Here is a 24,994-nt window from a genome sequence, read left to right as displayed (position 1 = left end):
ATCTCCAGCATCGCCCGGAGCAACCCCGCCGCATACGTCTCGGTCACCCTCCCCGACGCAGCGAAAACCCCCTTCATCGCCGCACCCGATCCAGCGGACGACCCGTGACGTGATGCGGGACATCCATCCGGTGGGCCCCTCCCTCACGCCGGCCGCATGCGCCCGGGCGCTCTGGTGTCGTTGACACGTGACCTCCGTACTAGGACCACTGACTAACCCAGGGCGGAACAACCGACCTGTCGCATGGAAAAGAAGCTACGAGCCCGCCGGCCCCCGAGCGTCCGCGACAAGTGCAATCACCGGGAAACACCCCGCTGACCCACCCCCGTACGGCTACGAACTCCGATTACTCGGTACCCGTGCCTGCCGTGTCACGCTGGTGTGGATTCCGGAACAGGCCGGAAGAGTTCACGGCACACCGGAGCAGAGGGGGAAAATCGTGGGACGTACACCGGAAAGGATCCCGGTACTCGCTTTGTGGAGCGCGCCGCGCTGCCGGTCCACCGCGTTCGCGCGGATGATGACCGAACGCGACGACCATGCCGTCGTCCACGAACCGTTCTCCCGGGTGGTCGACTTCGGCGAGGTGGAGGTCGGTGACCGGATCGCGCACGACGAGCAGGGCGTGCTCACGGCGCTACGCGCCGTCGCCGCGTCGAAGCCGGTGTTCTTCAAGGACACCACGGACTTCCACTACCCGGCGCTCCTCGCCGACGGGGAGTTCCTCGCGGCCGCGACCCACACGTTCATCATTCGCGATCCCGCCGAGGCCATCGCCTCGCACCACAAGCTGAACCCGGACCTGGGCCGCGACGAGATCGGCTTCGCGTGGCTGTACGAGATCTTCACCGCGGTGCAGGCCGCCACCGGAACCACGCCGATCGTGATCGACTCCGACGATCTGCTCGACCGCCCGGCCGAGACCGTGCGCATGTACTGCGAGGCCGCCGGCATCCCCTTCATCCCGGAGGCGCTGAACTGGCAGCCGGGCATGCGCTCGGAGTGGCAGTCGACCAGTAAATGGCACGAGTCGACCAGCCGGACCGCCGGCTTCCAGCGCAGTTCTGGCGCGTCGGCCGAATTGGTCGCGGCGAACCCGGAACTGAGCGCCTACCGCGACTATCACATGCCGTACTACGAAAAGCTGCGTGCTGTCGCGCTGCGACCGTGAGCGCCCGGCCAGGAATGATCGAAATGATCGTCCGGCTCGTGAACAGAGCGGTGACGCAGGCATGCAAGGTCGCCGGGGCGTGGATGGAGAGATTGACGGCCGGCCCGGTCCTCGGCACCCCTGGACTGTTGAGACTTGAGATGGTTTTTAGTGAGGCGGGTAACTTGACGGAGAAATTGGTACCCTCCACCAGAAGTGCACGGCATCCGGAGAATGCTTTCCGTGACGCGCGCGACGTGAGGGAAACTACGGTGCCCCCCGCCAGAAGCGACCTGTTCGCCACGGTCGACATCTCCGGCCATCGCAACAACACGGCCGTTTCCGCGGCGACCGAGACCAAGGCCGGCGCATTCAACGTGTGGAGGAACTCCTTCGCCGCCGAATACCTGCCCGCGGGCGGAAGTCTCGTCCACGTGGACGGCGTCCCGTTCCAGTTCCCCCCTGTCTGCGAAGGACCGGACAACGTCCGCTGTGCCGGCCAGTTCATCCGCGTCCCGGAGGGCCGTTACGACTGGATCCACGTGCTGGCCGCGTCCGAACGTCGCAGCGAGGACACCGTCCAGCTGAACTTCGCCGACGGCTCGGTCGACGCGGAAGCGCTCCGGGTCTCCGACTTCTGGGCGGCGCCCGCCTGGTTCGGCGAGACCAAGGCCTTCGAGAGCCTCGTCATGCACTACCCGCACCACGTGCAGCGCGGCATCCCCGCGGTCATGTGGGCCCAGCGGGTCCCTGTCACCCGGCGCACCGGTCTCACCGGCATCCTGCTGCCCCGCAACGTCGCGGTGCACGTCTTCGCCCTCACCCTGCAGCGGACGGAGTCCTGACATGGCCGTCGAGGCGACAGCCCGCACGTACACGATCACCGGTCCTGAGCCCGAGCTCTGGTACCGCGACCTCATCAGCTGCCTGCAGGCCACGTGCGGCTCGGTGCTGGCTCGCGAAGGAGTCGACCCCCTGGCCGTACTGGGTGCGGGGTGGGAGTTCCTGCACCTGCCGGGCGACGTCAGGTCCGAGGAGTTCTACTACCCTTGTGCCGAGGGGCAGTTGGGTCGCGCCCTCGCCCCGCACCACGACCTGGGTGCCACCTGGTGGCAGCCCGCCGACGAGGGGGACGTGTGGCGTGAGGTGCGGGAGCGGCTGGCCGACGACCGGCTCGTCATCGCCGCCGTGGACAACTTCCACCTGCCCTTCAGGCCCGCGTACGGGGACGTGCACGCCGCGCACCTGGTGGTGATCTACGGCCTGGACGAGACCCGCGGCGTGGTCCACGTCTCCGACGCGATGCCGCCCGCCTTCCGTGGCGCCGTGCCCGTCAAGGAGTTCCTGCGCAGCTGGGGCTCCGCCAATCCGACCGACGTGCAGGATGCCTTCTTCAGCGACTCGGCGATCGGCCGACGCTGCCTCGACGTCAGCCTCGGCGCCCAGCCGGCGCCCCTGACACCGGAGGTCCTGGGCGGCTACCTGCGCACCGACATGGAGGGCTTCACCACCCAGACCTCCGCCCGTACCGGCCTCGCCGGCTACGACGCGTTCGCCGCGGAACTGACGGAGCGGTGCCGGGCGGGGGACGCGGGCGCACTGCGCGAGCTGTACCCGTTCGGCTGGGCCATGCAGGCGCAGGCCTCGCTGCACGGCGAGCTGCTGCGCCGCTGCGGCCGCGACTGGGACGACGCGGTGCTCGCCGGAGCGGGCCGCGCGGTCGAGACCGTCGCCCACGCGTGGACCGGGCTGCGGTTCACCGGCGCGCACGGTCACGGCGACCCGCGCGCGGCCGCCCCCGACGTCGCGCACCACACCACGCTGCTGCGCGCCGCCTACGCGCGCGCGGTCGACGCCGTCGCCGCGGCGGCGGCGCGGCTGTGAACGTACCTGAATCTACCTCCGTGACGAAGCGGACTGGAGAGTGATGAGCAAGCTGGCAGCGTTCGGCGGTACGGCGACCGTACCGAGGGACCGGCGCCATGTGCAGTGGCCGCTGATCGAGGACGAGGACCGCAAGGCCGTCCTCGACGCACTCGACGGCCCGCGCCTGGTGTCCGACACCGACGGCGTGAACGCGGTGTCCCGACTCGAGGAGGACTGGGCACGCCGCTTCGGCCACGAGGCCTGCGTCGCGGTGTCCAACGGCACGGCGGCGCTGGCCCTCGCCCTCGCCGCGTTGGGCATCGGTCCCGGTGACGAGGTGATCGTGCCCGCGTTCAGCTTCATCGCCACCGGGCTCGCCCCGGTGCACCAGATGGCGGTGCCGGTCTTCGCCGACATCGACCCCGTCACGTTCAACATCGATCCGGATGACGTCGAACGCCGTATCACCCCCCGGACCAAGGCGATCATCCCCGTACACCTGCACGGCGCACCGGCTGACATGGACCGGCTCACCGCGATCGCCCGCAGGCACGGCCTCGCGATCGTCGAGGACGCCGCCCAGGCTCCCGGCGCGACCCACCGCGGACGCCCGGTCGGCGCGATCGGCGACGCGGGCGCCTTCAGCCTCCAGGTCAGCAAGAACATCCCGACCTGCGGCGAGGGCGGCCTGCTGGTCACCCAGGACCCCGCGCTGGCCGCCAGAATGCGCCGCGGACGGCAGTTCGGCGAGGACATCGAGGCCGGCCGGGACCGCGACTACATCTCGTACGGCCTGGGCTGGAACTACAAGATGAACGCCCTCCAGGCCGCGTTCACCCTCGCGCAGCTCGACCGGTTCGACGCCTACGAGCGGGCCCGGCAGGAGAACGTCACCGGCTTCCTCGCGCGCCTGGCCGAGCTGCCGGGCCTGACGGTGCCGACCGCGCTGCCGGACACCACCCACGCCTGGCACATCCTGCGCTTCCGCTTCGACCCCGCGGCGTTCGGCCTCGACGGGGTGCGGCCCGAGGCGCTGCGCTCGGCGCTGCGGCGGCTGCTGCGCGCCGAGGGGGTGCCGATGTCGCAGTACCAGCTGATGCCGCTGCCCGACCAGAAGGTCTTCACCGACCGCGTCGGCTTCGGTTCCGGCTACCCGTGGTCCGTGACCGGCGCACCCGGCACGACCGCGGGCGAGGACTACCCGGTGACCCGTGCGGTCATCGCCGACTCCCTCACGGTGCAGAAGCGCCATCTGCACCCGGGCGCCGGCGAACTGCTCGATCTGTACGCCGACGCCTTCGAGAAGGTGTGGGCGAACAAGGACATGGTGGCCACGCTCGCGAAGGCGGCCTCATGACCGTCCTCCAGGCACAGGAGCGGGACACGCGGGACACCCTGGGCGCGGTCGCCGCGCGCATCCGGTCCCACGTCGTCGACATGTGCGCGGGGCCCGAGGGCGGCCACCTCGGCGGCGCGTTCTCCAGCGCCGACATCCTCGCCGCCCTGTACTTCTCGGTGCTGAACGTGGACCCGCGGCGACCGGACGACCCGGATCGCGACCGCTTCCTGCTCAGCAAGGGCCACGCCGCCGTCGGTCTCTACGCGACGCTGGCCGAGAGGGGGTTCTTCCCGGTCGAGGAGCTCGCCGGATACGGGCGCCCCGGCAGCAGGCTGATGGGCCATCCGGTCCGCGCGGTGCCCGGTGTGGAGTTGCCGACCGGTTCGCTCGGTCACGGACTCGCGCTGGGCTGCGGATTCGCGCTGGCCGCCCGGTACGCCGGCCGTGCCGCGCGCACCTTCGTCCTGCTCGGCGACGGCGAGCTCCAGGAGGGCTCGGTGTGGGAGGCGGCCATCGCGGCCGCGTCGCTGCGCCTCGACCGGCTGGTGGCGGTGGTCGACCGCAACGGCCTTCAGCTGACCGGCGCCACCGAGGGCATCGCGCCGATGGAACCGCTGGCCGACCGCTGGCGGAGCTTCGGCTGGGCGGTCCGCGACGTGGACGGCCACGACCCGGACGAACTCGCGCAGCATCTCGACGCCGCGCCGTGGGAGCCGGGCAGACCGAGCGTGCTGATCGCCCGCACGGTCAAGGGCCAGGGCCTGCCGTTCCTCGCCGGCCGCAGTGCCAGTCACTACGTGCGCCTGTCGCCGCGCAACCACGCCCGGGCGGTCCGCACACTGCACGCCAGGGAGGCCACCGGATGAGCCGTGCGACCCGAGAGGCCTACCGGGACCGTCTGCTTCCTCTGCTGCACCGGCACCCCGAACTGATGTGCCTGGACTCCGACACCGGTCTGTTCGGCGCCGACTACGTCGCGGCGGCCGGCGACCAGTACCTCAACCTCGGCATCGCCGAGCACAACCTGATGGGCATGGCCGCCGGCATGGCGGCGAGCGGGCGGGTCCCGTTCGTCAACACGATGGCCGCCTTCGCCACCTCCCGGGCACTGGAAGCGATCAAGATCGACATCGCGTACAACAAGCTGCCCGTCCGCATCATGGCCACGCACGGCGGTCTCGCCGCGGGCCACCTCGGACCGACGCACCAGGCCCTGGAAGACCTCGCCGTGATGCGGGTGCTGCCCGGAATGACGGTGGTGGTGCCTGCCGACGCCGCGGCCACCGAGGCGTTCGTCGAGCAGAGTCTGAACGTGGCCGGACCGCTCTACGTCCGGCTCGGCCGCAAACCGACGCCGGAACTGCCGGTGGCCGCCCCGCCGCCCGTCATCGGGCAGGCGCAGACCCTTCGGGAGGGCGGCGACGTGGTGCTCGCCGCCTGCGGCCCCTACCCGGTGCTCGCCTGCCTCACGGCAGCGGAGGTTCTCGCCGGACAAGGCATCGGGGCCACCGTGCTGAACATGCACACCCTGTGCCCGTTCGACACGGAGGCCCTGGTGGCCGCGGCCCGGCCGGCCTCGCTCGTGGTGACGCTGGAGGAGCACTGGCGCAGCGGCGGCCTCGGTGGCGCGGTGGCCGAGACCCTGGCGGAGGAGGCGCCCACACGGGTGCTGAGGCTCGGCATGCCCGACAAGTTCGTCGACGAGGTGGGCAACCAGGAACACCTCGTCGCACATTACGACCTCACCGCGGAGCGGGTCGTCAGGGCGGTCCGTACGGCCCTGGACACGACGACCCACTCCGGGAGGACCGATCGGAAGGAATACGTTTCATGACCATGACCGCGACCGAGACCGAGACCACCGGGCACGCCTGCCCGGAGTGCGAGGAGCAGGTTCAGATCAATGATTCGGTACGGCTCAACGAGATCCTGGAGTGCGCGGGCTGCCGCAGCGAACTGGAGATCGTGGCGCTGAGCCCGACGATGCTCGCCCTCGCGCCGGAGGTCGAGGAGGACTGGGGCGAATAGCCGGCACCGGACCGACGTCGGATCCGGGACTCCCACCCGGCTTCCGCACGGTCGACGACCGAGCGGGACCCGGTCCCCCAGCGGCAGGCCTTCCGGGCCGGCCACTGAGGACCGGGTCCGCTCCCCGGAATGCGGCACGTCCACCAGGCACCGCGTCCGGGGTCACGAGACACCGACGGGAGGGAACGGCCGTCGACATGTCCCCGAGCACGCCCCTCACGGGCACAGCTACAGCACTGCGCACGGGCACGGGCACGGGCACGGGCACGGGCACGGGCACCGACGCGTGCGGCACGAGCGAGGCGCACCTGTGGGTGCTGCGGATTCCGGCCGGCGTCACGGAGTCCTCGCTCGACCTGTCCGTCCTGGACGAGCGGGAACGCCGTCGAACCGCGAGCTTCCGCCACGGCCGTGACCGTGCGCTCCACGGGTTCGCCCACGTGGCGCTCCGTACGGCCCTGTCCGGTCTGACCGGCGTGGCGCCCGAGGCCCTCCGCTTCACCCGCGCTCCCTGCCCCTGCTGTCGGGAGCCGCACGGACGGCCCGTACTGACCTCGGCCTCCGTGGAGTTCTCCCTCTCCCACAGCCAGGATCTGGTCCTGATCGGAGCCGCACCCGTCGCGATCGGCGTCGACGCGGAGCCCGTTCCGGAGCCCGGGGTCGCGGAGCAGCTGGCGCCGCTGCTGCATCCGTCGGAACACGCGGACGTCGAGGCCGCGGCTCCCGAGGACCGGCCGGCGGTCTTCGCCCGCCTGTGGGCCCGCAAGGAGGCCTATCTCAAGGGCCTGGGCACCGGCCTCGGCCGCGGCCTGGCGGCGGACGACGTACGCGGCGACCTTCCGGGGTGGCGCCTCACCGACCTGCCCCTGGCAACCGGTTACGCCACTGCCGTCGCGGTGAATTCCCCGGAATCCCGCATGCTCCGCGTTCACCGTGCCCTTCCGGAAATTCGCACACCTGCCCGAGGGTGAACGGCGGTCACCCCGCCCCCCGGCAGCCGGCCCACTGATTATGCTCGCGCCCATGGCACTCGCATGGGAACAGATCACCGTCGACTCCTTGGACCCCATCTCCCTCGGGCAGTGGTGGGCCGAGGCTCTCGGCTGGGTGGTGGTCGACCATACCGAGGAGATCATCGAGATCCGGCCCGCGCCGGACCGTATGCCGGGGCTGCTCTTCGTCCCCGTCCCCGAGGGCAAGGCGGCGAAGAACCGGCTCCACCCCGACTTCCGGCCCGACGACCACGAGGCCGAGGTCGCCCGGCTGGTAGCCCTCGGCGCCCGGCGCGCCGACCCCGTGCAGGAAGGACAGCACTGGGTGACCCTCTTCGACCCGGAGGGCAACGAATTCTGCGTCCTGTCCGAGCCGAGGAGCTGAGCGGGACCGGTTCCCCAAGGGTGCGGTCCGCGCCCGGCGGCGTCCTCAGCCCCTGACCAGCAGGCCGTGGCGGCGCAGCACCCGGCGCTCCAGCGGGCTGAAGACCAGGAGGTCGACGGCGACGCCGACGACCAGGATGAGGATGATCGCGAGGAAGATGCCGGGCATGTCCGCGTTGTTGCGGCCGTTCTCCAGCAACTGGCCGAGCCCCAGCCCGAGATCGGGCGAGGAGGCGATGATCTCGGCGGCCATCAGGGAGCGCCAGGAGAACGCCCAGCCCTGCTTGAGGCCCGAGACGTAGCCCGGCAGCGCCGCCGGCATCGTGATGTGCCAGGCCTCGCGCAGTCCCGTCGCCCCCAGGGTCCGGCCGGCCCGCAGGAACAGCGGGGGCACCTGGCCGACGCCCGAGACGAGGCCGTTGGCGATCGAGGGCACGGCTCCGAGGAGGATCACGGCGTACATCATCGTGTTGTCGAGGCCGAGCCACAGGACGGCCGGCGGCACCCAGGCCACCGACGGCAGTGACTGCAGTCCGGACAGGACCGGGCCGATCGCCGCACGGACGAAGGTCACCCGGGCGACCAGGAGCCCCAGCGGCGTGCCGAGGGCGAGGGCGAGCAGGAAGCCGAGCAGACCACGCGAGACGCTGGTCCACACGACGTCGAACAGGGTGCCCCGCAGCCACATGTCGGTGAGGCTGCTCCACACCGCCGACACCGACGGCAGCTTGGTGGGCTCGGAGACCTCGGCCCAGACCAGACTCTGCCAGACGGCGAGGACCAGGGCCACGGCGGTCAGCGGCGGCAGGACCTTCTTGACGAGCACCTCACGCAGCGGGGTGCGGTGCGTCCGCACCGCCTCGAGGGCGTCCAGGCCCGCTCCGAGACCGCCCAGGTCCTCGGACCGCGGCCCGGTCCTGATGTCGGTGGCGATGTCAGCGGCGATGTCAGTGGCGATGTCAGTGGCGGCCATGGCGGCGGATCTCCCCACGCAGTTGTCCGACGATCTCCGCGGCCAGCTCGGCGACGTCGGGGTCCTCGATGCGGCGCGGGTGCGGGATGTCCACGGTCCACTCGCGGGCCACCCGTCCCGGCCGGGACGAGAGGAGCACGACCCGCTGGGCGAGCCGGACGGCCTCGCGGACGTTGTGCGTGACGAACAGGACGGACAGGTTCGCCTCGCGCCAGATGCGGGTCAGCTCGTCGTGCAGGACGTCCCGGGTGATGGCGTCGAGCGCCGCGAAGGGCTCGTCCATCAGCAGGAGCCGGCTGTCCTGGGCGAGCGCGCGGGCCATCGCGACGCGCTGGCGCATGCCTCCCGACAGTTCGTGCACCCGCTTGCCGTACGCCCCGTTCAGCCGCACCAGACCGAGCAGTTCCTCGGCGCGGGTGCGCCGCTCGGCCCTGGCCACGCCGCGCAACCGCAGGGCCAGTTCGATGTTCTTGCCCGCGGTGAGCCACGGGAACAGCGCGTGCTCCTGGAACATCAGCGCGGGCCGGCCGCCCGGCGTCTCGATGGCCCCGGTGGTCGGCCGGTCGAGGCCCGCCACCAGGTTGAGCAGCGTCGACTTGCCGCACCCGGAGGCCCCGAGGAGCGTGACGAACTCGCCCGGGGCGACGTCGAGCGTGATGTCGTCGAGCACGAGCTGGGGCCCGACGGGCCCGGCGTAGGACTTCGAGACGTGCCCGATCCGGGCGGCGTACGCGGTCCCCCGGCCCGTGCGGCCCGGCGGCCGGGCGACAGCGGTGGTCATGGTCCTCACCTCCTGGCGAGCCTGTTCCCGGGGATCACCGGGAACCCGGCCTGTGACGCGGTTGTCCGACGCCGAGACCGGCGTCGGTGACCGGGGTCCTGCCCATGGCCTCGAGGACCTTGTTGAGCGGGGCGAGGTCGTAGATGCCGTTCAGGTCGGGCTTCTCGCACAGGCGGGCCTTCACCGCGTGGTCGGCCTGCGCCCGGAGGGTGGCGGCCAGCGGGTCGTCCGTCGTCTCGATCGACTTCCAGGCCGGGTCGATGACGTCCGCGGGCAGTTCCTTGCCCGTGAGCGCCTTCAGCGCGGCGTTCGCGGAGGTCTTCGCCCTGTCCGGGTCGGCCTTGATCCACTCGTTGGTCCTCACCGAGCCGCGCAGGACCGCCTCGACGACGTCCGGGTGGTCCTCGAGGAACCTCTGCGACACGACGATGTGGGTGACCACGAACTTCTTGTCCGGCCACAGGTCCGACTCGTCGAGGAGGACCTTCGCGCCGGCGGAGACCAGCCTGGACGCGGTCGGCTCCGGCACCCAGGCGCCGTCGACGGAGCCGGACGCGTATGCCTGCGGGGTGATCGCGTTGTCCGTGCGGACGACGGAGACGTCGCCCTCGCCGCTCTGGGCGTCGATCTTCCAGCCCTGCTCGGAGATCCAGTGGAGGAACGCCACGTCCTGGGTGTTGCCCAGTTGGGGGGTGGCGATCCTCTTGCCCCTGAGGTCGGCCACGGACCTGATCCGGTCCGGGTCGACGACCAGCTTGACACCGCCGGAGGCCGAACCGCCGATGATGCGCAGGCTCTTGCCGCCCGACCTGGTGAAGCCGTTGACGGCGGGCGAGGGTCCGATCCAGCCGATGTCGACGGAGCCCGCGTTGAGCGCCTCGATCTCGGAGGGTCCGGCGTTGAAGGTGGCGGTCCGTACCGTGGTGCCGCCGAGCTCCTTCTGGAACAGGCCCTCCTGGACTCCGACCAGCGGGGTGGCGTGCGTCAGGTTCGGGAAGTAGCCGATCCGCACGGTGTCGGCGGAGAGCTTCCGGGCGCCGGCGGCGACCGGGACGGCCTGGGACGCCGCGTCGTCCGTCGTGGCCTGCGAGCCGTAGCCGCACGCGGCGAGCGCGCCGGGCAGCAGGAGCAGGGCAGCGGCGGCGGCGACGCCGCGGCGCGGGGCGGTGCGGGACTCACGGCGCGGGGTGGTGCGGGACTCACGGCGCGGGGTGGTGCGGGACTCACGGCGCGGGGTGGTGCGGGACTCACGGCGCGGGGTGGTGCGGGACTCACGGCCGGCAGGCACGGGAGGGTGTCCTCTCGGAGGCCCGGCGCTCGCGTCCACCGGAGCCTGGGCTCCGGTGGACGCGGCCGGGACGACGGCAGGTGTTCGGTGGTGCGGGTGGATCCGCGGGCGCCCTCAGAAGTCCCAGCCCTCCTCGTCCACCGCGACCGCGGCCTCGGCGGCGACGAAGGAGTCGCCCGCCATGCAGGCCGCGAGCGTGGTGCCGTCCGCCGGGTCGATCAGGAGGAAGGAACCGGTGCGGCGGGAGTCGGCGTAGGCGTCGAGCGCGAGCGGCTCGGAGGTGCGCACCTTGATCCGGCCGATGTCGTTGGCGACCAGCTGCCCGGGGTCCGGGTGCTGGGAGAGGTCGTCCAGGGTGAGCCGGGACGGGATCTCCTGGACGATCGCCTTGACGGTGCGGGTGGTGTGCTTGAGCAGCACCCGCTGACCGGTCGTGAGCGGCCGGTCGGCGAGGTGGCACACGGTCGCCTCGACGTCGCGCGTGGTGGCGGGCGCGTCACCGGTCGGCACGATCAGGTCGCCGCGCGAGACGTCGACGTCGTCCTCCAGGAGGAGGGTGACCGACTGCGGCGTCCAGGCCGTCTCCACGGACCGGCCGAGCAGGTCGATCCCGGAGACCCTGGACGTACGGCCCGAGGGCAGTACGGTCACCGGCTCGCCGACCCGGAGGGCGCCGGCCGCGATCTGGCCGGCGTAGCCGCGGTAGTCGGGGTGCTCGGCGGTCTGCGGGCGGATCACGTACTGCACCGGAAGGCGCGCGTGGCGGAAGGCCCCGTCCTGGCCGACCGGGACCGTCTCCAGGTGCTCCAGAACGGTCGGGCCGCCGTACCAGTCCATGTGGGCGGACGGCTCCACCACGTTGTCGCCGGCCAGGGCCGAGATCGGGATCGCGGTGATCTCGGGCACGCCCAGCCCGCTCGCGTAGGCCGTGAACTCCTCGACGATCGCGGCGAAGACCGTCTCCCGGTAGCCCACCAGGTCCATCTTGTTGACGGCGAGCACCACGTGCGGGACGCGGAGCAGGGCGGCGACCGCCGCGTGCCTGCGGGTCTGCTCGATGACGCCGTTGCGTGCGTCGACCAGGACCACGGCGAGGTCCGCGGTGGAGGCGCCGGTCACCATGTTGCGGGTGTATTGAACATGTCCGGGGGCGTCGGCCAGGATGAAACGGCGCCGGGGAGTGGCGAAGTAGCGGTAGGCCACGTCGATGGTGATGCCCTGCTCGCGCTCGGCCCGCAGGCCGTCGGTGAGCAGCGCCAGGTCGGGCCCGTCCTGGCCGCGCCTGCGCGAAGCCTCCTCGATGGCCGACGCCTGGTCGGCGAGGACGGACTTGGTGTCGTACAGCAGCCGTCCGACCAGGGTGGACTTGCCGTCGTCGACCGAACCGCAGGTGGCCAGCCGCAGCAGGCCGCCCGGAAGCCGGTCGGGCGCATCGCTCGGAACGACCGTGTCCGTGAAGCCTGTCGTCATCTCTAGAAGTACCCTTCTCGCTTGCGGTCCTCCATGGCGGCCTCGGACAGCCGGTCGTCGGCCCTGCTCGCACCGCGCTCGGTGACCCGGCTCGCCGAGATCTCCGCGATCACGGCGCCCACCGTCGAGGCCGAGGAGTCGACCGCGCCGGTGCAGGACATGTCGCCGACCGTCCGGTAGCGGACCTGGCGCTCGCACAGCGACTCACCGTCCCGGGGACCGCCCCACCCGCCGGACGCCAGCCACATGCCGTCGCGCCGGAACACCTGGCGCCGGTGCGCGAAGTAGATCTCCGGCAGTTCGATGTCCTCCCGCTCGATGTACTGCCAGACGTCCAGCTCGGTCCAGTTGGACAGGGGGAAGACGCGGACGTGCTCACCCGGCTGGTGGTGGCCGTTGTACAGCTGCCACAGCTCGGGCCGCTGCCGGCGCGGGTCCCAGCCGCCGAACTCGTCCCGCAGGCTGAACACCCGCTCCTTGGCTCGTGCCTTCTCCTCGTCCCGCCTTCCGCCGCCGAACACCGCGCCGAAACGGCCGGCACGGATCGCGTCGAGCAGGGGAACGGTCTGCAGCGGATTGCGGGTGCCGTCGGGGCGCTCGCGGAGCCTTCCGTCGTCGATGTACGACTGCACGGACGCCACATCGAGGTGGAGGCCGTGCCGCTCGACGACGCGGTCGCGGTAGGCGATCACCTCGGGGAAGTTGTGGCCGGTGTCCACGTGCAGCAGCGAGAACGGCAGGGGCGCGGGGGCGAACGCCTTGAGCGCCACGTGCAGCATGACGATCGAGTCCTTGCCGCCGGAGAACAGCAGCGTCGACCGGTCGAACTCGCCCGCCACCTCGCGGAAGACATGGGCCGCCTCGGCCTCCAGTGCGTCGAGGTGGGTCAGCGGGGGCGGCACCGGCGTGTGCCGCGGGCCGGCGGGCAAGGCCGGGGTCACCACGGTCATGACAGACCTCGCTCGGTGAGCGCCGCGTGCACCTGCTGGACCGACTCCTCGACGGTCCGGTCCCGCGTGTCGATGCGCAGGTCGGGGGCGACGGGGGCCTCGTAGGGGTCGTCGGCGCCGGTGAGGCCGCTGATCTCGCCCGCTGCCTGCTGGGCGTAGAGGCCCTTCACGTCCCGGTCCGCGCAGATCTCCGGCGGGGTCGCCACGTGCACCTCGAGGTAGGGGACGCCCTGTGCGGCGTGCCGGTCCCGCACGGCCTCCCGTGACATCGCGTACGGAGCGATGACCGGCACCAGCACGGTGACACCGTGCGCGGCGAGCAGCCCGGCCACGTAGCCGATCCGGCGCACGTTGGTGTCCCGGTCCTCCTTCGAGAAGCCCAGGTCCGCGGAGAGCGCCGCCCGGATCTCGTCGCCGTCGAGCACCTGCACCCGGTGTCCTTCGGCCCGCAGCCGCTCGGCGAGGACCGTCGCGATCGTGGTCTTGCCCGCACTCGGCAGCCCGGTCAGCCAGACCGTGCCGCCCTGCCACACGGCCGTTTTGCCCTTCCGTTCGGTCATGCGTGGATCTCCGTTTCGCGTGTGCTGGGGACCAGTTCCTCGGCGGAGGCGATGCGCACGGTGGTGCCGGCCCCCGCCAGTGCCCGGCTGACCGGGGCGGAGACGCGTCCGTCGGCGATGCGTACGGTGCCGACTCCGCCGGTGAGTGCTTCACGCGCGGCGATGAGCTTGAGCGCCATGCCGCCGGTGGCGGAGCGGTCGGGCGGGCCGGTCGGGGATATGCGATGGGTGCTCTGCACGCTGGTGGGGTCGTCGGGGTCGGCGAGCACGCCGGGTGCCCCGGTGAGCAGCAGCAGGTGGTCGGCGCCGAGTGCGACGGCGAGCGCCGCCGCGGCGCGGTCGGCGTCGACGTTGACCGGGTGGTCGTGCTCGTCGATGGCGGGCGGCGAGACGACCGGGACGTGGCCGAGGCGTAGCAGCGCTTCGGTCAGTTCGGTGCGGACCGTGGTGATCCGGCCGCTGTGGTTGTCGCGGACCAGCACGGTACGGCCGTCGACGACGGAGCGGATGACGGACTTGCGGCGGGCGCGGAGCATGCCGCCGTCCATGCCGGTGAGTCCGACCGCGGGCACGTCGTGGCGGGCGAGTTCCGCGACCAGTCTGGGTTTGACCGCCCCGGTCAGCGCGAGGACGACCACGTCGAGCGTGGCCGGGTCGGTGTAGCGCGTGGAGACGTTGTCCGGTGCGACGAGGGTCCGCTGCGGGACGCCGAGTTCCCCGGCGAGTCTCCGGATCTCTCCGGAGCCTCCGTGGACCAGGACGACGGAGTGCCCCTCGTGGACGAGCCGGGCGATGTCGGCACAGATGCCCGCGGCGTCGACGGCCGGGTTGCCGCCGCATTTGACGACGGTCAGTGGTGAGGTGGTCACGGTCTCTCCGGAGGGCTAGGTCTACAGGGGGTGGAGGCCGGGGAAGGTGAGGCCGAAGGTCTCGGGCCAGCCCATGCGGATGTTGAGACACTGGACGGCGTTGCCCGCACCGCCCTTGACCAGGTTGTCGAGGGCGCCGATGACGGTCAGGCGCCCGGTGTCCTCGTCGAGGGCGTAGCCGACGTCGCAGTAGTTGGAGCCCAGGAGGATCTTCGGATCGGGGTAGCGGAAGATGCCGCGCTGGTGGGCGACGACACGTACGAAGGGTTCCTCGGCGTACTGCCGGCGGAAGGCCCGCCGGAGATCGGACTTGCCGACGCCGGGGCGCAGGGTGGTGTGAGCGACCGTCTGGACCCCGCGGACGGCTTCGACTCCGGTGGCCGTCATCGCCGCGGGGATTCCCAGGTGCTGGGAGATCTCGGCCTCGTGGCGGTGGCTGGTGGGGGCGAACACGCGCATCGCGCCGCTGCGTTCGGCGTGCAGGTTCGCCGGGCCGGCGGTGGAGCCGGAGCCGCTCGAGCCGGTGCGGGCGTCGAGCTGGACGCCCGCCTCCGTGTCGATCAGTTCGTGCGCGACGAGCGGGAGGAGGGCGAGGACGCCGGCCATGGCCATGCAGCCGGGCACGCTGATCAGGTCCGCGCCGCGCAACCGCTCGCGGTGCAGTTCGGGCAGGCCGGGCACGAAGGCGTCCAGCAGATGCGGGGCCTGGTGCTCACTGCCGTAGTAGCGCGCGAAGACCTCCGGGTCGTTGAGGCGGAAGTCACCGGTCAGGTCGATGACGAGCTTGGCCCGCTGGGTCCAGTACTCGATCTGCGTCATCACGGCCCGGTGCGGCAGGGCCAGGAAGACCGCGTCGCACTCGGTGATCTCGTCGGCGGTGCAGAACAGCAGATCGGTGGAGGCCCGCAGATTCGGGTGCACCCCGTCGACCCTTTTGCCGGGGAAACGGGAGGAGACCGCGCCCACCACCTCCACCTCGGGGTGACCGATGAGCAGCCGCAACAATTCCCCGCCGATATAGCCGGCCGCGCCGGCCACCACCACCCGCATCACGCCTCCACCCCGATCACCACAGGACCTCCGTAGCGAAAGTGCTCGACCAGTCGGACGGCACATCCAAGCCACCACATGGAAATGCAATCTAGGAACCCACCGCATTCCACGCGTCCGCGACAGGCTCATCCACCACGACGATCCGGCTTACGTGAGAGCGGACCGGGTACGCGCGGCGATTACTCCCGGGCGGCCCCGCGTGCGGGAACCACGGCACGGGCGCCTCCGGAGCCCCCCTTTTCCCAACGGATTCGGTCCGCGTAGTCGTCCCGCTTATTCGGTCCGGCCTCCCCGCATGCCAGCATTGTTTTCCACGCGTCATCAGAATGCCCTTTTCGAAAGCCTCCGGAGGCCCGTGACATGAAATCCGTGCTCGTCCTCTCATGGATAGCCATCGGCAACGTGCCCGCCGCGGTCGCGGAACTCCGGGCTCGTGATCTGCGACCGGTGCTCGTCTCCGACCGGCAGGACGATCCCCACGCCGGCCTCTGCGACGACCACATCGTGTTCGACTGGGACGGCGAGGAGTTGTCGGCTCTCACGGCCCGGATCGGCGAGCGGGGAATCGAGCCGATCGCCGTCGTCAGCATGGTCGAGAAGCTGCTCGAGTGGAGCATCGCGCTCACCACGCATTACGGCCTTCCCGGTGGCGGTGCCGGCCGTGCCGTGCTGGCGAGCAAGACCCTGGTCCGGGAGCACATGCGTGTCCTGGGGCTGTCCGAGCTCAAGTTCTCCGGCGACCCGAGGTCGGTCGACTTCTTCCCCGCCGTCGTCAAGCCCGCGCGGGAGTCGGCGGCCTCGTACCTGGTCAAGCGGGTGGACGACCAGGAGGAGCTGCTGGGCTACCTGAAGGAGCTGGAGGAGTCCGGGGCGGGCGGCGTGGAGCTGATCGCCGAGGAGTTCGTGTCCGGCACGGAGTTCTCCGTGGACGGCCCCGTACTGAACGGCCGCTTCCACCCGCTCCTCGCGGTCGAGAAGGCCGACTACGACTACACCAGGAACCATGACGCGGGGCTCTCGTTCCACCCGCCTCAGGCGAGTCACGTGCGCGACGGCGTGCGTGTGCTGTGCGAAGCGGTCGACACCCTGTGCGCCGACCGGGGTCTCGACCAGATATGGCTGCACTTCGAGGGCCGGAGCTCGGAAGACGGCCGGACCGAGCTCATCGAGATCAACCCCCGTCCCGGCGGCTTCCACACGGGGATCCCCTCGTCCATCCAGAACCTCTACGGCATCGATGTGATCGCGACGGCCGTCTCCATGGCGCTGGGTGAGTACGCGCCGCAGGACCTGGGACCGATGCGCGAGCAGCCGATGTTCGGCAACGTGGAGCTGGAGGCCGAGGAGATCGGCACGGTCGAGGCCGTCACCACCGAGGAGGACCTGCTCGCCCTGCCCGGCATCATCAGCGTGCGCCTGTCCGACGGTTACCGGGTGACCCAGCTGAACAAGGAGAACTTCTTCCTCTCGCTCACCCTCACCGCGGACTCCGTGGAGGAGCTGCGTGCGTACGCGACGAAGGCCCTCGACACCTTCGAGTACCGCGTCAGGCCGTAAGTAACCGGCCCGCTCGACCGCAGGGAAGCCTGGTCCGTCACCCGCGAGGGGGCGGACCAGGCTTCTTTCCGCTTTGTTCCCCGCCGGCCGGCTCGGCGGCGTCCGCTGACGAGAGGTCAGCCGGCGCCGACCGGGAGGGACGCGGTCAGGTGCCGCCGCATCAGCCCGACCACCGCGTCCTGCTGGGCCGACAGGTAGAAGTGGCCGCCGGGGAACACCTGGAGGGCGAAGGGCCGCGCGGTGTGGTCCGCCCAGGCGGCGGCCTCGTCGAGGTCGACGCGGGGATCACGGTCGCCGACCAGCGCCACGACCGGGCAGCGCAACTGCGGCCGCGGTCGGTGGCGGTAGGTCTCCACCGCCTCGTAGTCACTGCGGATCGCCGGGAGGATCAGACGCAGCACATCCGGATCACCGAGCAGTTCGGCCTCGGTCCCGTCCAGTGCCGCGAGCTCGGCCACCAGCTGCTCGTCGGTGAAGCCGTGCACGTTGCGCACGGGGCGCTGACGGGAGGGGGCCCGCCGCCCGGAGACGAAGAGCGTCGCGACCGTGATGCCCGCGTCCTCGAGGCGGCCGGCGACCTCGAAGGCCAGCATGGCGCCCATGCTGTGCCCGAACAGGGCCAGCGGCCGGTCGTCCGCCCCTTCCGCCACGGCCTCGGTGATCCGGTCGGCCAGGGTGTGCAGCTCCGTGATGCCGGGCTCGTCGTGGCGCTCCTGGCGGCCGGGGTACTGGACGCACACCACCTCGGCACTGCCCGCGAGCGCCCGCGAGAACGGGAAGTAGAAGCTCGCCGAGCCGCCCGCGTGGGGCAGGCACAGGAGCTGGACGGGGGCGTCGGGGCAGGGGTGGAAGCGGCGCAGCCACCGCTGGGTCGTGTCCGGGCTCATGGATCCCACCGGCCTTTCGCTTGCGGTCCGCCCGCGCGGTCGAGGGTGGCTCGGACCTGCGGTGGCTCGGACCTGCGGGGAGAGAAGGGAATGTGTCGCGCCTGCCGCACCGGCCGTCCGCGACGAGGCAGGGCGGTCCGCGCGGCGCGGACCGCCCTGCCGGTCGTCGTGGAGCACCCCGCGAGCGCGCCGTGCGCCGCTCAGGCGCAGTCCGCGGTCTCGCCGAGTGCGGTGTGCAGACCGGCCAGAAGCTCCTCCGCCCGGGCGGCGGCGATCCCGTCCGCACGCCACAGCAGGTAGAGGTCCCAGGAGCCGTCCGGAGCCGGGACCGCCTCCACCATCAGCTCGATGTCGGTGGTGGGCTGGCGCACCCGCACCGGCTCGACCGCCACCTGACCACCGAGGCTGCCGCGCGGAGGCAGACCCTGGAGGACGACCCAGCTCTGGAAGAAGGGGTGCCGGTCCCGGGGCGGCGCGAGGACGCGGACGAGCTCGTCGAACGGGGTGTGCACGTGCTGGAGGTGTGACACCACCCGGGCGGTCGCCTGATCCAGGACGTCCTCGGCGCCGCCGTCGCGCGGGGGCGAGAGCACCACGGCGAACGGGTTGACGAAGTAGCCGACCACCGGCTCCAGAGCCGGGTCGAAGCGGCCGGCGGTCACCGAGCCCACCGCGAGCTCATCGACGTCGAAGGTGCGGGCCAGGGCGCGGGTGGCGCCGGCGAGCAACGCCGCCAGGGCGGGGCCGCCGCGGCGGGCGGCGGCCTGCTCGAGCCGCCGCACGGTCCGCGCGTCGACCTTCAGACCCCGTTCGAGCCGGGCCGCCGGACCGGCGCCCGTCCGCGCGGGGGCGGGCAGGAACGGGTCCGGGAGCTCTGCCAGCTCCTCCTTCCAGTAGGTCAGGTCACAGCCGGCCCAGTCCGCGAGGCGGGTCGCCTCCCAGGTGCTGAACTCCCCGTACGACAGTGCCGGCGCCGCCTCGTGCTTCCGGCCCTCCGACCGCGCCGCGTACGCGCGCGCCAGCTCGTCGACGAACACCGACTCCGACCATCCGTCGAAGGCGATGTGGTGCACGTGGAGGCAGAGCAGGTGCCGGTCCTCGGCCAGGCGGCACAGCCGGGCCCGCAACGGGACCTCGTCCCCCAGCGAGAACGGCTTCGTCCACCAGTCGGCCGTCACCGCTTCGGCCGCATCCCGCGTCCCCTCGGCGCCGGGAGGCGTGACGTGTTCCAGCACGAGGGCCGCGTCCGCGGGTGCGAGCACCTGCTGCTGCGGGGCCTCGTCGAGCCACGGGTAGACGGTGCGCAGCACCGGGTGGGCCTCGACGACATCGTTCAGGGCGTCCTGAAGCAGGTCGCTCCGGAGTGGCCCGTCGAGTGCGTAGGCCAGCACGATCATGTTGTCCGCGGATCCCGGAGCGCTCATCTCCGCCAGCCAGAAACGCTGTTGGGCGCGGGCGAGCGGGGCGGAGGCGGAGCGGTCGGGGCCGGGGGCGGGCAGCTGCTCGCCGGGGGCCGCCTGCGCGCAGTGGGCGGCGATGGCGCGCGCCGTACGCAGCCGGTAGACGTCGGAGGCGGTCAGGCGGGCGCCCCGGCGGGTGCCGACCCGGGCCGCCAGCCGGATCACGTCGAGCGAGGTCGCGCCGGCCATGACGAGGTCGTCGTCCTCGGCCAGGTGCGCCAGGCCGAGCAGCTCGCGGATGTCGTCCAGGACCGGGCTGCCCTGTGCCGGCCGCTGCTGCTCCGCTACGCCGGCCGGTCCGGCGCTGCGGAGCAGCAGCGCCTCCACCGCCCTGCGGTCGGCCTTCCCGTTGGCGGTCAGCGGGAGCTGCACGGCGTGTGCCAGCCGCGTCGGCACCATCGCGCCGAGCAGGCTGCGAGCCGCGTGCTCCGTCAACTCGGCTTCGTCCAGCGGCTGCTGGTGGACGGTCGTGTAGGCCGCCGCGAGCTGGACGCGCCCGGGCGTCGTCTCCAGCGGAAGAACACAGCAGACGGCGACCTCGGGGTGGTTCTCCAGGACGGCCTCGACCTCGCCGGCCTCGATGCGCACTCCCCTGATCTTGAACTGGTGGTCGGTCCTCCCCCGGTAGCGCAGCAGCCCCTCGGCGTCGCGCACCGCGAGGTCGCCCGTGCGGTAGAAACGCACGCCGCCCTCGGTGAAGAACCGGCGAGCGGTCTCCTCGGGGGCGCCGGCGTAGCCGAGGGCCACTCCGTCGCCGGCGACCGCGACCTCGCCCATGTCGCCGTCCGCGACAGGCCGCCCGTCCGCGCCGAGCAGGGTCACCGTGGTACGGGGCACCGGTGTCCCGATCGGGATCTCCGTGCTGTCCTCGTCCACGTCGGCCGGGCGGATCACATGGGTGGTGGCGAAGATGGTGCTCTCGACCGGGCCGTATCCGTTGACCATGTGCAGAGCGGGGAACGCCGTCATCACGCGGCGGGCGTTGCTCACCGACACCCGCTCGCCGCCGACCAGCAGCAGGCGCACCGCGCCGAAGAGCTCGATCCGCTCCTCCGCCAGCACGTTGAACAGCGAGCTGGTGAGCCAGAGGCTGTTCACGCCCTGCCGTACGGCCGCCTCCAGCCCCTGTGCGTCCAGCGCCGTGGCCGCCCGGTCCATCAGGACGCAGCGGCCGCCGTTGAGCAGCGGCGCCCACAGCTCGAGCGAGAGCCCGTCCCAGGCCGGCGGGGCCGCCTGGTGGAACACCGAGTCCTGGCCGAGGGGAATGTCAGGGCAGTTGACCAGGGTGCGGATGGTTCCCCGGTGCGGGGAGAGCACCCCCTTGGGTTTCCCGGTGGAACCGGAGGTGTAGAAGACGCAGGCCGTCGCGGTGCCGTCGTGCAGCGGCTCGGGAACCGGGGCGGTGCGCCCGAGCTCCAGCAGGGAGGCGAGGGTGACGGTGCGCACCTCCGCCCCGGCCGGGTCGGTCCGCGCGCCGGGCGCGTCGACGACGCACAGCGCCGTATCCGCACCCCGGAGCGTCTCGTCCACCCGTGCCTGCGGCCACTGCGAGTCGATCGCCACGTAGGAGGCGCCCGCGCGCAGGACGCCGAGCAGCGCGGTCACCAGTTCCGGTGAGCGCGGCACGCGCACCGCGACGTGCTGGCCGGGCCCGACGCCGAGCCCGCTCAGCGCGGCCGCCACCGTCTCGGCCCGCTCGGTCAACTCGCCGTAGGTGAGCTTCCGTTCGCCCTGTTGGACGGCGACCGCGTGGGGCCGGTGCCGGGCATGGTGGGCCACCACCTGTTCGATGCGTTCACCGAACTCGTAGGGGTTGGCCTCGGCGGGGGTGGTCATCAGACGACCTCCACGGGGAGGCGGGTGATGCCGAGCAGGAAGTTCGAACGCAGCCGGCGGACCTCGCCGGCGAGCCCGAACCGCAGCCCGGAAGCGTTCAGCTGGTCGAAGAGCAGCGACAGCTCCGCCTGGGCGATGGGCGCCCCGATGCAGCGGTGCAGCCCTGAACCGTAGGTCAGGTGGCGGTTGGGGGTGCGGGTGATGTCGAAGAGGTGCGGGTCCTGGAACTGGGCCTCGTCACGGTTGGCGGAGTAGTTCCACAGGGTGACGGACTCACCTGCCTCGATCCGGACGCCACCGCGTTCCACGTCGTGCTTGGCCACCCGCTGCACGTAGGCGTTGGTCGAGCTCCAGCGCAGCATCTCCTCGACGGCGGTGCCGACGAGCTGCGGCGACTCGCGCAGCCGCTGGTACTGCTCGGGATGGTCCATCAGCGCGAGCAGACCGGTGCACGCGGTGTACGACGAGGTCTCGTTGCCGCCGACGGCGACGTTCATGCAGTTGTAGAAGATCTCCTCCTCGTTCAGCCGGCGGCCGTTGACCTCCGCGCGCAGGAGGTTGCTGATCAGGTCGTCGCCGGGGTTGCGGCGGCGCTCGGCGACGATGTCGGCGAAGAACTCGAACACCTCGGCCTGCAGCCAGGCCAGGCGCAGCCGCTGGTCACCGCCGGTGTCCACGAAGATCTCGTCGCGGTAGCCGACCATCCGCCGGGTCAGCCCGATGAGGTGGTGAGCCTGCTCGTGGCTGATGCCCATGACCACCATGAGCGCACCGGCCGGAAGCTCCGGAGCGACGTCGGTGGCGAAGTCGCAGCCGCCGTCCGCACGGATCCGCTCCAGGGCGCCGGCGAGGAGCTCGGCGACCTGTGCCGCGACGCGCTTGGCCACGCCCGGTGACATCGACGGGTGGATCGCCTGCTTGAGCATGCGGTGGCGGGGCAGGTCGGTGGTGACCAGCATCCGCCCGGCCGAGGTGTCCTCCTCGCTGCGGAAGGAGCCGCCCACGATGGCGCCGCGCCCGGAGCCGAAGGCCTCGTGATTGCGGTAGGCCCACATCACGTCGTCGTACCTGGTCAGGGCCCAGAAGCGGCTGCCGTCGGCGCCTTCGTTCAGGTAGACGGGCTGCTCGGCGCGGAGCTTGGCGAAGGCGGCCGTGTGGTCGCCGCGCACGAACAGGTCGACGTCGGTGAGGTCGATGCCGGTGACCGTCTGCGGCTGGGTCAGGGTCTGCCGGCTCATGCCGTCGCTCCTTCGCGCGACGCGTCGATGGCCGCCGCGAGGTCCTTCAGCACGGTGTTGTTGAGCAGCACCGGGAAGGGGAGGGAGAGGCCGAGCTCACGGTTGATGCGGTGGTGCATGCGGAAGGCGAGCAGCGAGTGGCCGCCCAGGCCGAAGAAGTCCTCGTCCCGGCCGACGCGTTCGGTGCTGAGCAGGTTCTCCCAGAGGCCGGTGAGGAACCGCTCGGTGTCGGTCTGCGGACCCGCGTACGACGCCTCGCGCTCCAGGTGCTTGTCGAGCACCTCGCGCAGGGCGTCGAGGTCGCGCTTGCCGTGCGCCGTCGCCGGGATCCGGTCCTGCATGATGAACTGACTGGGCACCATGAAGTCCGGCAGGTCGCGCTGGGCCCGCTCGCGCAGCTCCTTGACGCCCAGGCCGTCCTCGAGCACCACGAACGCCACCAGGCGCCGGTCGTTGCCCTCGCCCTGCGGCAGCACGACGGCTTCCTGGACCTCGGGGTAGCGGCGCAGACCCCGCTCGACCTCACCCGGTTCGACCCGGTAGCCACGGATCTTGACCTGGTTGTCGGCACGGCCGACGAACATCAGGGCGCCGTCCTCGCGCTGCCGCACCAAGTCGCCGGTGCGGTACATGCGTGCGCCGCCGGGCTCGCCCGGCAGGGTGAGGAAGCGCTCGTCGGTCAGATCGGGGCGGTCCTGGTAGCCGCGGGCCACGCCGGGGCCGCTGACGAACAGCTCGCCGGTCTCGCCGGGAGCCACGGGCTCCAGATCCGGGGAGAGCACCCGCACCGACACTCCGTCCAGGGGCAGGCCGATCGGGATGGCGTCGGACTCCGCGTCCTCGGCCGTCACCTGATGCGCGGTGCAGGCGGTGGTGATCTCGGCGGGACCGTAGAGGTTGTAGAGGGTGCCCTTGAACTGCCCGCCCAGCAGCGCCCGGCAGGCCGCCGGGAGGAGCACGTCACCGCCGGCCTGGAGGACGCGCAGCGGGGCGAAGGCGTCCCGGTCCTCGCGCACCACGTGGTTGATCACCATGGTCGGCACGAGCATCGCCGTGATGCCGTACTGCCTCATCTGCCGCTGGAAGTCGGCGGCCAGCAGATCCGGCACGGGCGGGAGGATGACCGCCTGCGCACCGTACCCGAGGGTGCTCCACATCTCGAAGTGGAAGGCGTCGAAGGAGATGCTGGATATCTGGCCGACCCGGTCTGCCGTGGTGAGCACCGGCAGGCTCGGGTTGGAGGCGAAGGAGAGGATGTTGCGGTGCTCCAGGACGATCGCCTTGGGCTCGCCGGAGGAACCGGAGGTGAACAGCACGCTGGCCGCGCTGTTCGGTTCCACGACCCCCTCGGCCGGAGCGGTGTCCGCGCCGGCGCGGTCCTCGATGGAGACGATCCGGGCGGACACGGACGTCAGCCGGTCCTCCCATCCGGCCTCGGTGAGCACGATCTTCGCGCCGCTGTTCTCCAGCATCAGATCGCGACGGGCGTCCGGGTAGCGGCTGTCCACGGCGACATACGCCGCCCCCGCCTTGAGGATCCCGAGGATCGCCACGAAGAGCTCGGCCGACCTGCGCAGATAGATGCCGACACGGTCCTCGGCCCCCACCCCGTGACTCCGCAGCAGCGCGCTGACCGCGTTGGACTCCTCGTCCAGCTGCGCATAGGTCAGAGTCCGGGTGTCGTCCCGAACGGCCGGACGGTGCGGGTGCGCCTCCACGGACCGCCCGAAGAGCTCCGTGAGGGTGCCGACAGATCCCCTGATCACCACTGCTTCCTCCTGTTTTTCCGTATGACATTCTCGGAATTCGCGATAGGCGACCCTGCACGCCGCACCATCGAGTACTCACGGATGGAACGGCCCTGCCGACGAACGAGACCGCCGTCCTCGACATGGAGCTCGCATTCGGCGAGCCCGAAAAAGCGTCGACCTCACGGAAGTCGAACGTGAATGTGATGGCATCGGCAGACGAATTCCGCCGCGTCAGGGCATCGAGTGACCGGACCGTACGACTGCGTGCGGCGTTGTTCGGGGAGCGCGGCGACGCGCCGGGTCATGTCGGTCACCGAAGACTCCTGATGCGTAGCGGCGCGTCGCCGGCCGGGTCGTGGTCCGGGCGTGCGGGCAGGCCCGCGAGTTCCTCGATCGCACTGGTCAGCACGTCGATGCCCCGCAGGTACTCCGACAGCACGATGTGCTCGTCGTCCGCGTGATCAAGGCTGCTGTCCCCGGGACCGTAGGTCGCCATCGGGATGTCCCACACCTCGGCGAGCGTGTTCATGTCCGACGTCGCCGTCTTCACCTTCAGCCGCGG

At 71.5% G+C, this 24,994-nt stretch carries 22 protein-coding genes and 1 pseudogene; 10 read left to right on the top strand and 13 right to left on the bottom strand.

What is annotated here, in order from left to right:
- Positions 1-379: 379 nt before the first annotated feature.
- The 9 genes from ACFRAV_RS28585 (at position 380) to ACFRAV_RS28545 (ending at position 7,760) form a co-directional block, all read left to right on the top strand.
- Positions 380-1,171, top strand: coding sequence for a sulfotransferase family protein (locus ACFRAV_RS28585; RefSeq protein ID WP_382559636.1), 792 nt, complete (start codon positions 380-382; stop codon positions 1,169-1,171).
- Positions 1,172-1,422: 251 nt separating this feature from the next.
- Positions 1,423-1,995 carry a hypothetical protein gene (locus ACFRAV_RS28580; RefSeq protein ID WP_382559634.1) on the top strand — a complete coding sequence of 191 codons (573 nt, stop codon included), beginning with the start codon at positions 1,423-1,425 and terminating at the stop codon, positions 1,993-1,995.
- A gap of 1 nt (position 1,996) precedes the next feature.
- The gene (locus ACFRAV_RS28575; RefSeq protein ID WP_382559631.1) at positions 1,997-3,034 is read left to right on the top strand and encodes a BtrH N-terminal domain-containing protein; all 1,038 of its coding nucleotides are present in this window, start codon (positions 1,997-1,999) and stop codon (positions 3,032-3,034) included.
- Positions 3,035-3,077: 43 nt separating this feature from the next.
- Entirely contained in the window at positions 3,078-4,373 is a 1,296-nt protein-coding gene (locus ACFRAV_RS28570; RefSeq protein WP_382559628.1) for a DegT/DnrJ/EryC1/StrS family aminotransferase, read from the top strand.
- Positions 4,370-5,221, top strand: a complete 852-nt coding sequence (locus tag ACFRAV_RS28565; RefSeq protein WP_382559625.1) for a transketolase — start codon at positions 4,370-4,372, stop codon at positions 5,219-5,221. The genes ACFRAV_RS28570 and ACFRAV_RS28565 overlap by 4 nt, the downstream gene beginning before the upstream one ends.
- Positions 5,218-6,189: a transketolase family protein gene (locus tag ACFRAV_RS28560; protein WP_382559622.1), complete on the top strand. Its 972-nt coding sequence runs from the start codon at positions 5,218-5,220 to the stop codon at positions 6,187-6,189. Before ACFRAV_RS28565 ends, ACFRAV_RS28560 begins: the two co-directional genes overlap by 4 nt.
- Complete coding sequence (locus ACFRAV_RS28555; protein ID WP_382559619.1) at positions 6,186-6,383, top strand: lysine biosynthesis protein LysW; 198 nt, start codon at positions 6,186-6,188, stop codon at positions 6,381-6,383. Before ACFRAV_RS28560 ends, ACFRAV_RS28555 begins: the two co-directional genes overlap by 4 nt.
- 197 nt (positions 6,384-6,580) lie before the next feature.
- Positions 6,581-7,354 carry a 4'-phosphopantetheinyl transferase family protein gene (locus tag ACFRAV_RS28550; RefSeq protein WP_382559616.1) on the top strand — a complete coding sequence of 258 codons (774 nt, stop codon included), beginning with the start codon at positions 6,581-6,583 and terminating at the stop codon, positions 7,352-7,354.
- 52 nt (positions 7,355-7,406) lie between these two features.
- Complete coding sequence (locus tag ACFRAV_RS28545; RefSeq protein ID WP_382559613.1) at positions 7,407-7,760, top strand: VOC family protein; 354 nt, start codon at positions 7,407-7,409, stop codon at positions 7,758-7,760.
- A 45-nt stretch (positions 7,761-7,805) separates the two neighbouring features.
- On the opposite strand, the gene ACFRAV_RS28540 is transcribed toward ACFRAV_RS28545, so the two are convergent.
- The 8 genes from ACFRAV_RS28540 to argC all read right to left on the bottom strand — a co-directional run bounded on the left by ACFRAV_RS28540 (position 7,806) and on the right by argC (position 15,700).
- Positions 7,806-8,732, bottom strand: a complete 927-nt coding sequence (locus tag ACFRAV_RS28540) for an ABC transporter permease (protein ID WP_382559610.1) — start codon at positions 8,730-8,732, stop codon at positions 7,806-7,808.
- The gene (locus ACFRAV_RS28535) at positions 8,719-9,513 is read right to left on the bottom strand and encodes an ABC transporter ATP-binding protein (RefSeq protein ID WP_382559607.1); all 795 of its coding nucleotides are present in this window, start codon (positions 9,511-9,513) and stop codon (positions 8,719-8,721) included. The genes ACFRAV_RS28540 and ACFRAV_RS28535 overlap by 14 nt, the downstream gene beginning before the upstream one ends.
- Before the next feature lie 34 nt (positions 9,514-9,547).
- A complete protein-coding gene (locus tag ACFRAV_RS28530; protein ID WP_382559638.1) occupies positions 9,548-10,645 on the bottom strand; it encodes an ABC transporter substrate-binding protein in 1,098 nt (365 codons plus the stop codon).
- A gap of 270 nt (positions 10,646-10,915) precedes the next feature.
- Complete coding sequence (locus tag ACFRAV_RS28525) at positions 10,916-12,271, bottom strand: sulfate adenylyltransferase subunit 1 (protein WP_382559604.1); 1,356 nt, start codon at positions 12,269-12,271, stop codon at positions 10,916-10,918.
- 2 nt (positions 12,272-12,273) lie between these two features.
- Positions 12,274-13,221, bottom strand: a complete 948-nt coding sequence (gene cysD / locus ACFRAV_RS28520) for a sulfate adenylyltransferase subunit CysD (protein WP_382559601.1) — start codon at positions 13,219-13,221, stop codon at positions 12,274-12,276.
- Positions 13,218-13,781 carry an adenylyl-sulfate kinase gene (cysC, locus tag ACFRAV_RS28515; RefSeq protein WP_382559598.1) on the bottom strand — a complete coding sequence of 188 codons (564 nt, stop codon included), beginning with the start codon at positions 13,779-13,781 and terminating at the stop codon, positions 13,218-13,220. Before cysC ends, cysD begins: the two co-directional genes overlap by 4 nt.
- Positions 13,778-14,650: a [LysW]-aminoadipate kinase gene (locus tag ACFRAV_RS28510; RefSeq protein ID WP_382559595.1), complete on the bottom strand. Its 873-nt coding sequence runs from the start codon at positions 14,648-14,650 to the stop codon at positions 13,778-13,780. The genes cysC and ACFRAV_RS28510 overlap by 4 nt, the downstream gene beginning before the upstream one ends.
- A 21-nt stretch (positions 14,651-14,671) precedes the next feature.
- Positions 14,672-15,700 carry an N-acetyl-gamma-glutamyl-phosphate reductase gene (gene argC / locus ACFRAV_RS28505; RefSeq protein WP_382559592.1) on the bottom strand — a complete coding sequence of 343 codons (1,029 nt, stop codon included), beginning with the start codon at positions 15,698-15,700 and terminating at the stop codon, positions 14,672-14,674.
- A gap of 363 nt (positions 15,701-16,063) precedes the next feature.
- Between argC and ACFRAV_RS28500 the strand changes: the two genes are divergently transcribed.
- A complete protein-coding gene (locus ACFRAV_RS28500; protein WP_382559589.1) occupies positions 16,064-17,260 on the top strand; it encodes an acetyl-CoA carboxylase biotin carboxylase subunit family protein in 1,197 nt (398 codons plus the stop codon).
- A 116-nt stretch (positions 17,261-17,376) separates the two neighbouring features.
- Here the strand turns inward: ACFRAV_RS28500 and ACFRAV_RS28495 are convergent, their stop codons facing one another.
- The 5 genes and pseudogenes from ACFRAV_RS28495 to ACFRAV_RS28475 form a co-directional block, all read right to left on the bottom strand.
- Positions 17,377-18,147, bottom strand: coding sequence for a thioesterase II family protein (locus tag ACFRAV_RS28495; RefSeq protein WP_382559586.1), 771 nt, complete (start codon positions 18,145-18,147; stop codon positions 17,377-17,379).
- A 200-nt stretch (positions 18,148-18,347) separates the two neighbouring features.
- Positions 18,348-21,443: an amino acid adenylation domain-containing protein gene (locus tag ACFRAV_RS28490; RefSeq protein WP_382559583.1), complete on the bottom strand. Its 3,096-nt coding sequence runs from the start codon at positions 21,441-21,443 to the stop codon at positions 18,348-18,350.
- Positions 21,443-22,681: a cytochrome P450 gene (locus tag ACFRAV_RS28485; RefSeq protein ID WP_382559580.1), complete on the bottom strand. Its 1,239-nt coding sequence runs from the start codon at positions 22,679-22,681 to the stop codon at positions 21,443-21,445. Before ACFRAV_RS28485 ends, ACFRAV_RS28490 begins: the two co-directional genes overlap by 1 nt.
- Positions 22,678-24,447: an amino acid adenylation domain-containing protein gene (locus ACFRAV_RS28480; protein ID WP_382559577.1), complete on the bottom strand. Its 1,770-nt coding sequence runs from the start codon at positions 24,445-24,447 to the stop codon at positions 22,678-22,680. The genes ACFRAV_RS28485 and ACFRAV_RS28480 overlap by 4 nt, the downstream gene beginning before the upstream one ends.
- A 295-nt stretch (positions 24,448-24,742) precedes the next feature.
- A pseudogene (locus ACFRAV_RS28475) lies at positions 24,743-24,994 on the bottom strand (acetyl-lysine deacetylase); the annotation flags it as partial.

The organism is Streptomyces sp. NPDC056600 (assembly GCF_042792855.1).
GTDB lineage: Bacteria > Actinomycetota > Actinomycetes > Streptomycetales > Streptomycetaceae > Streptomyces.
This window is presented reverse-complemented; position numbering and strand designations above follow the sequence as displayed.

Bases quoted from the DNA above. Each gene is read 5' to 3' on its own strand.
- ACFRAV_RS28485 (WP_382559580.1), bottom strand. From the start codon at position 22,681: ATGAGCCGGCAGACCCTGACCCAGCCGCAGACGGTCACCGGCATCGAC.
- ACFRAV_RS28490 (WP_382559583.1), bottom strand. From the start codon at position 21,443: ATGACCACCCCCGCCGAGGCCAACCCCTACGAGTTCGGTGAACGCATC.
- ACFRAV_RS28545 (WP_382559613.1), top strand. From the start codon at position 7,407: ATGGCACTCGCATGGGAACAGATCACCGTCGACTCCTTGGACCCCATC.
- ACFRAV_RS28560 (WP_382559622.1), top strand. From the start codon at position 5,218: ATGAGCCGTGCGACCCGAGAGGCCTACCGGGACCGTCTGCTTCCTCTG.
- ACFRAV_RS28540 (WP_382559610.1), bottom strand. From the start codon at position 8,732: ATGGCCGCCACTGACATCGCCACTGACATCGCCGCTGACATCGCCACC.
- ACFRAV_RS28575 (WP_382559631.1), top strand. From the start codon at position 1,997: ATGGCCGTCGAGGCGACAGCCCGCACGTACACGATCACCGGTCCTGAG.
- cysD (WP_382559601.1), bottom strand. From the start codon at position 13,221: ATGACCGTGGTGACCCCGGCCTTGCCCGCCGGCCCGCGGCACACGCCG.
- ACFRAV_RS28565 (WP_382559625.1), top strand. From the start codon at position 4,370: ATGACCGTCCTCCAGGCACAGGAGCGGGACACGCGGGACACCCTGGGC.
- cysC (WP_382559598.1), bottom strand. From the start codon at position 13,781: ATGACCGAACGGAAGGGCAAAACGGCCGTGTGGCAGGGCGGCACGGTC.
- ACFRAV_RS28495 (WP_382559586.1), bottom strand. From the start codon at position 18,147: ATGAGCCCGGACACGACCCAGCGGTGGCTGCGCCGCTTCCACCCCTGC.
- ACFRAV_RS28525 (WP_382559604.1), bottom strand. From the start codon at position 12,271: ATGACGACAGGCTTCACGGACACGGTCGTTCCGAGCGATGCGCCCGAC.
- ACFRAV_RS28500 (WP_382559589.1), top strand. From the start codon at position 16,064: ATGAAATCCGTGCTCGTCCTCTCATGGATAGCCATCGGCAACGTGCCC.
- ACFRAV_RS28570 (WP_382559628.1), top strand. From the start codon at position 3,078: ATGAGCAAGCTGGCAGCGTTCGGCGGTACGGCGACCGTACCGAGGGAC.
- ACFRAV_RS28550 (WP_382559616.1), top strand. From the start codon at position 6,581: ATGTCCCCGAGCACGCCCCTCACGGGCACAGCTACAGCACTGCGCACG.
- ACFRAV_RS28535 (WP_382559607.1), bottom strand. From the start codon at position 9,513: ATGACCACCGCTGTCGCCCGGCCGCCGGGCCGCACGGGCCGGGGGACC.
- ACFRAV_RS28555 (WP_382559619.1), top strand. From the start codon at position 6,186: ATGACCATGACCGCGACCGAGACCGAGACCACCGGGCACGCCTGCCCG.
- argC (WP_382559592.1), bottom strand. From the start codon at position 15,700: ATGCGGGTGGTGGTGGCCGGCGCGGCCGGCTATATCGGCGGGGAATTG.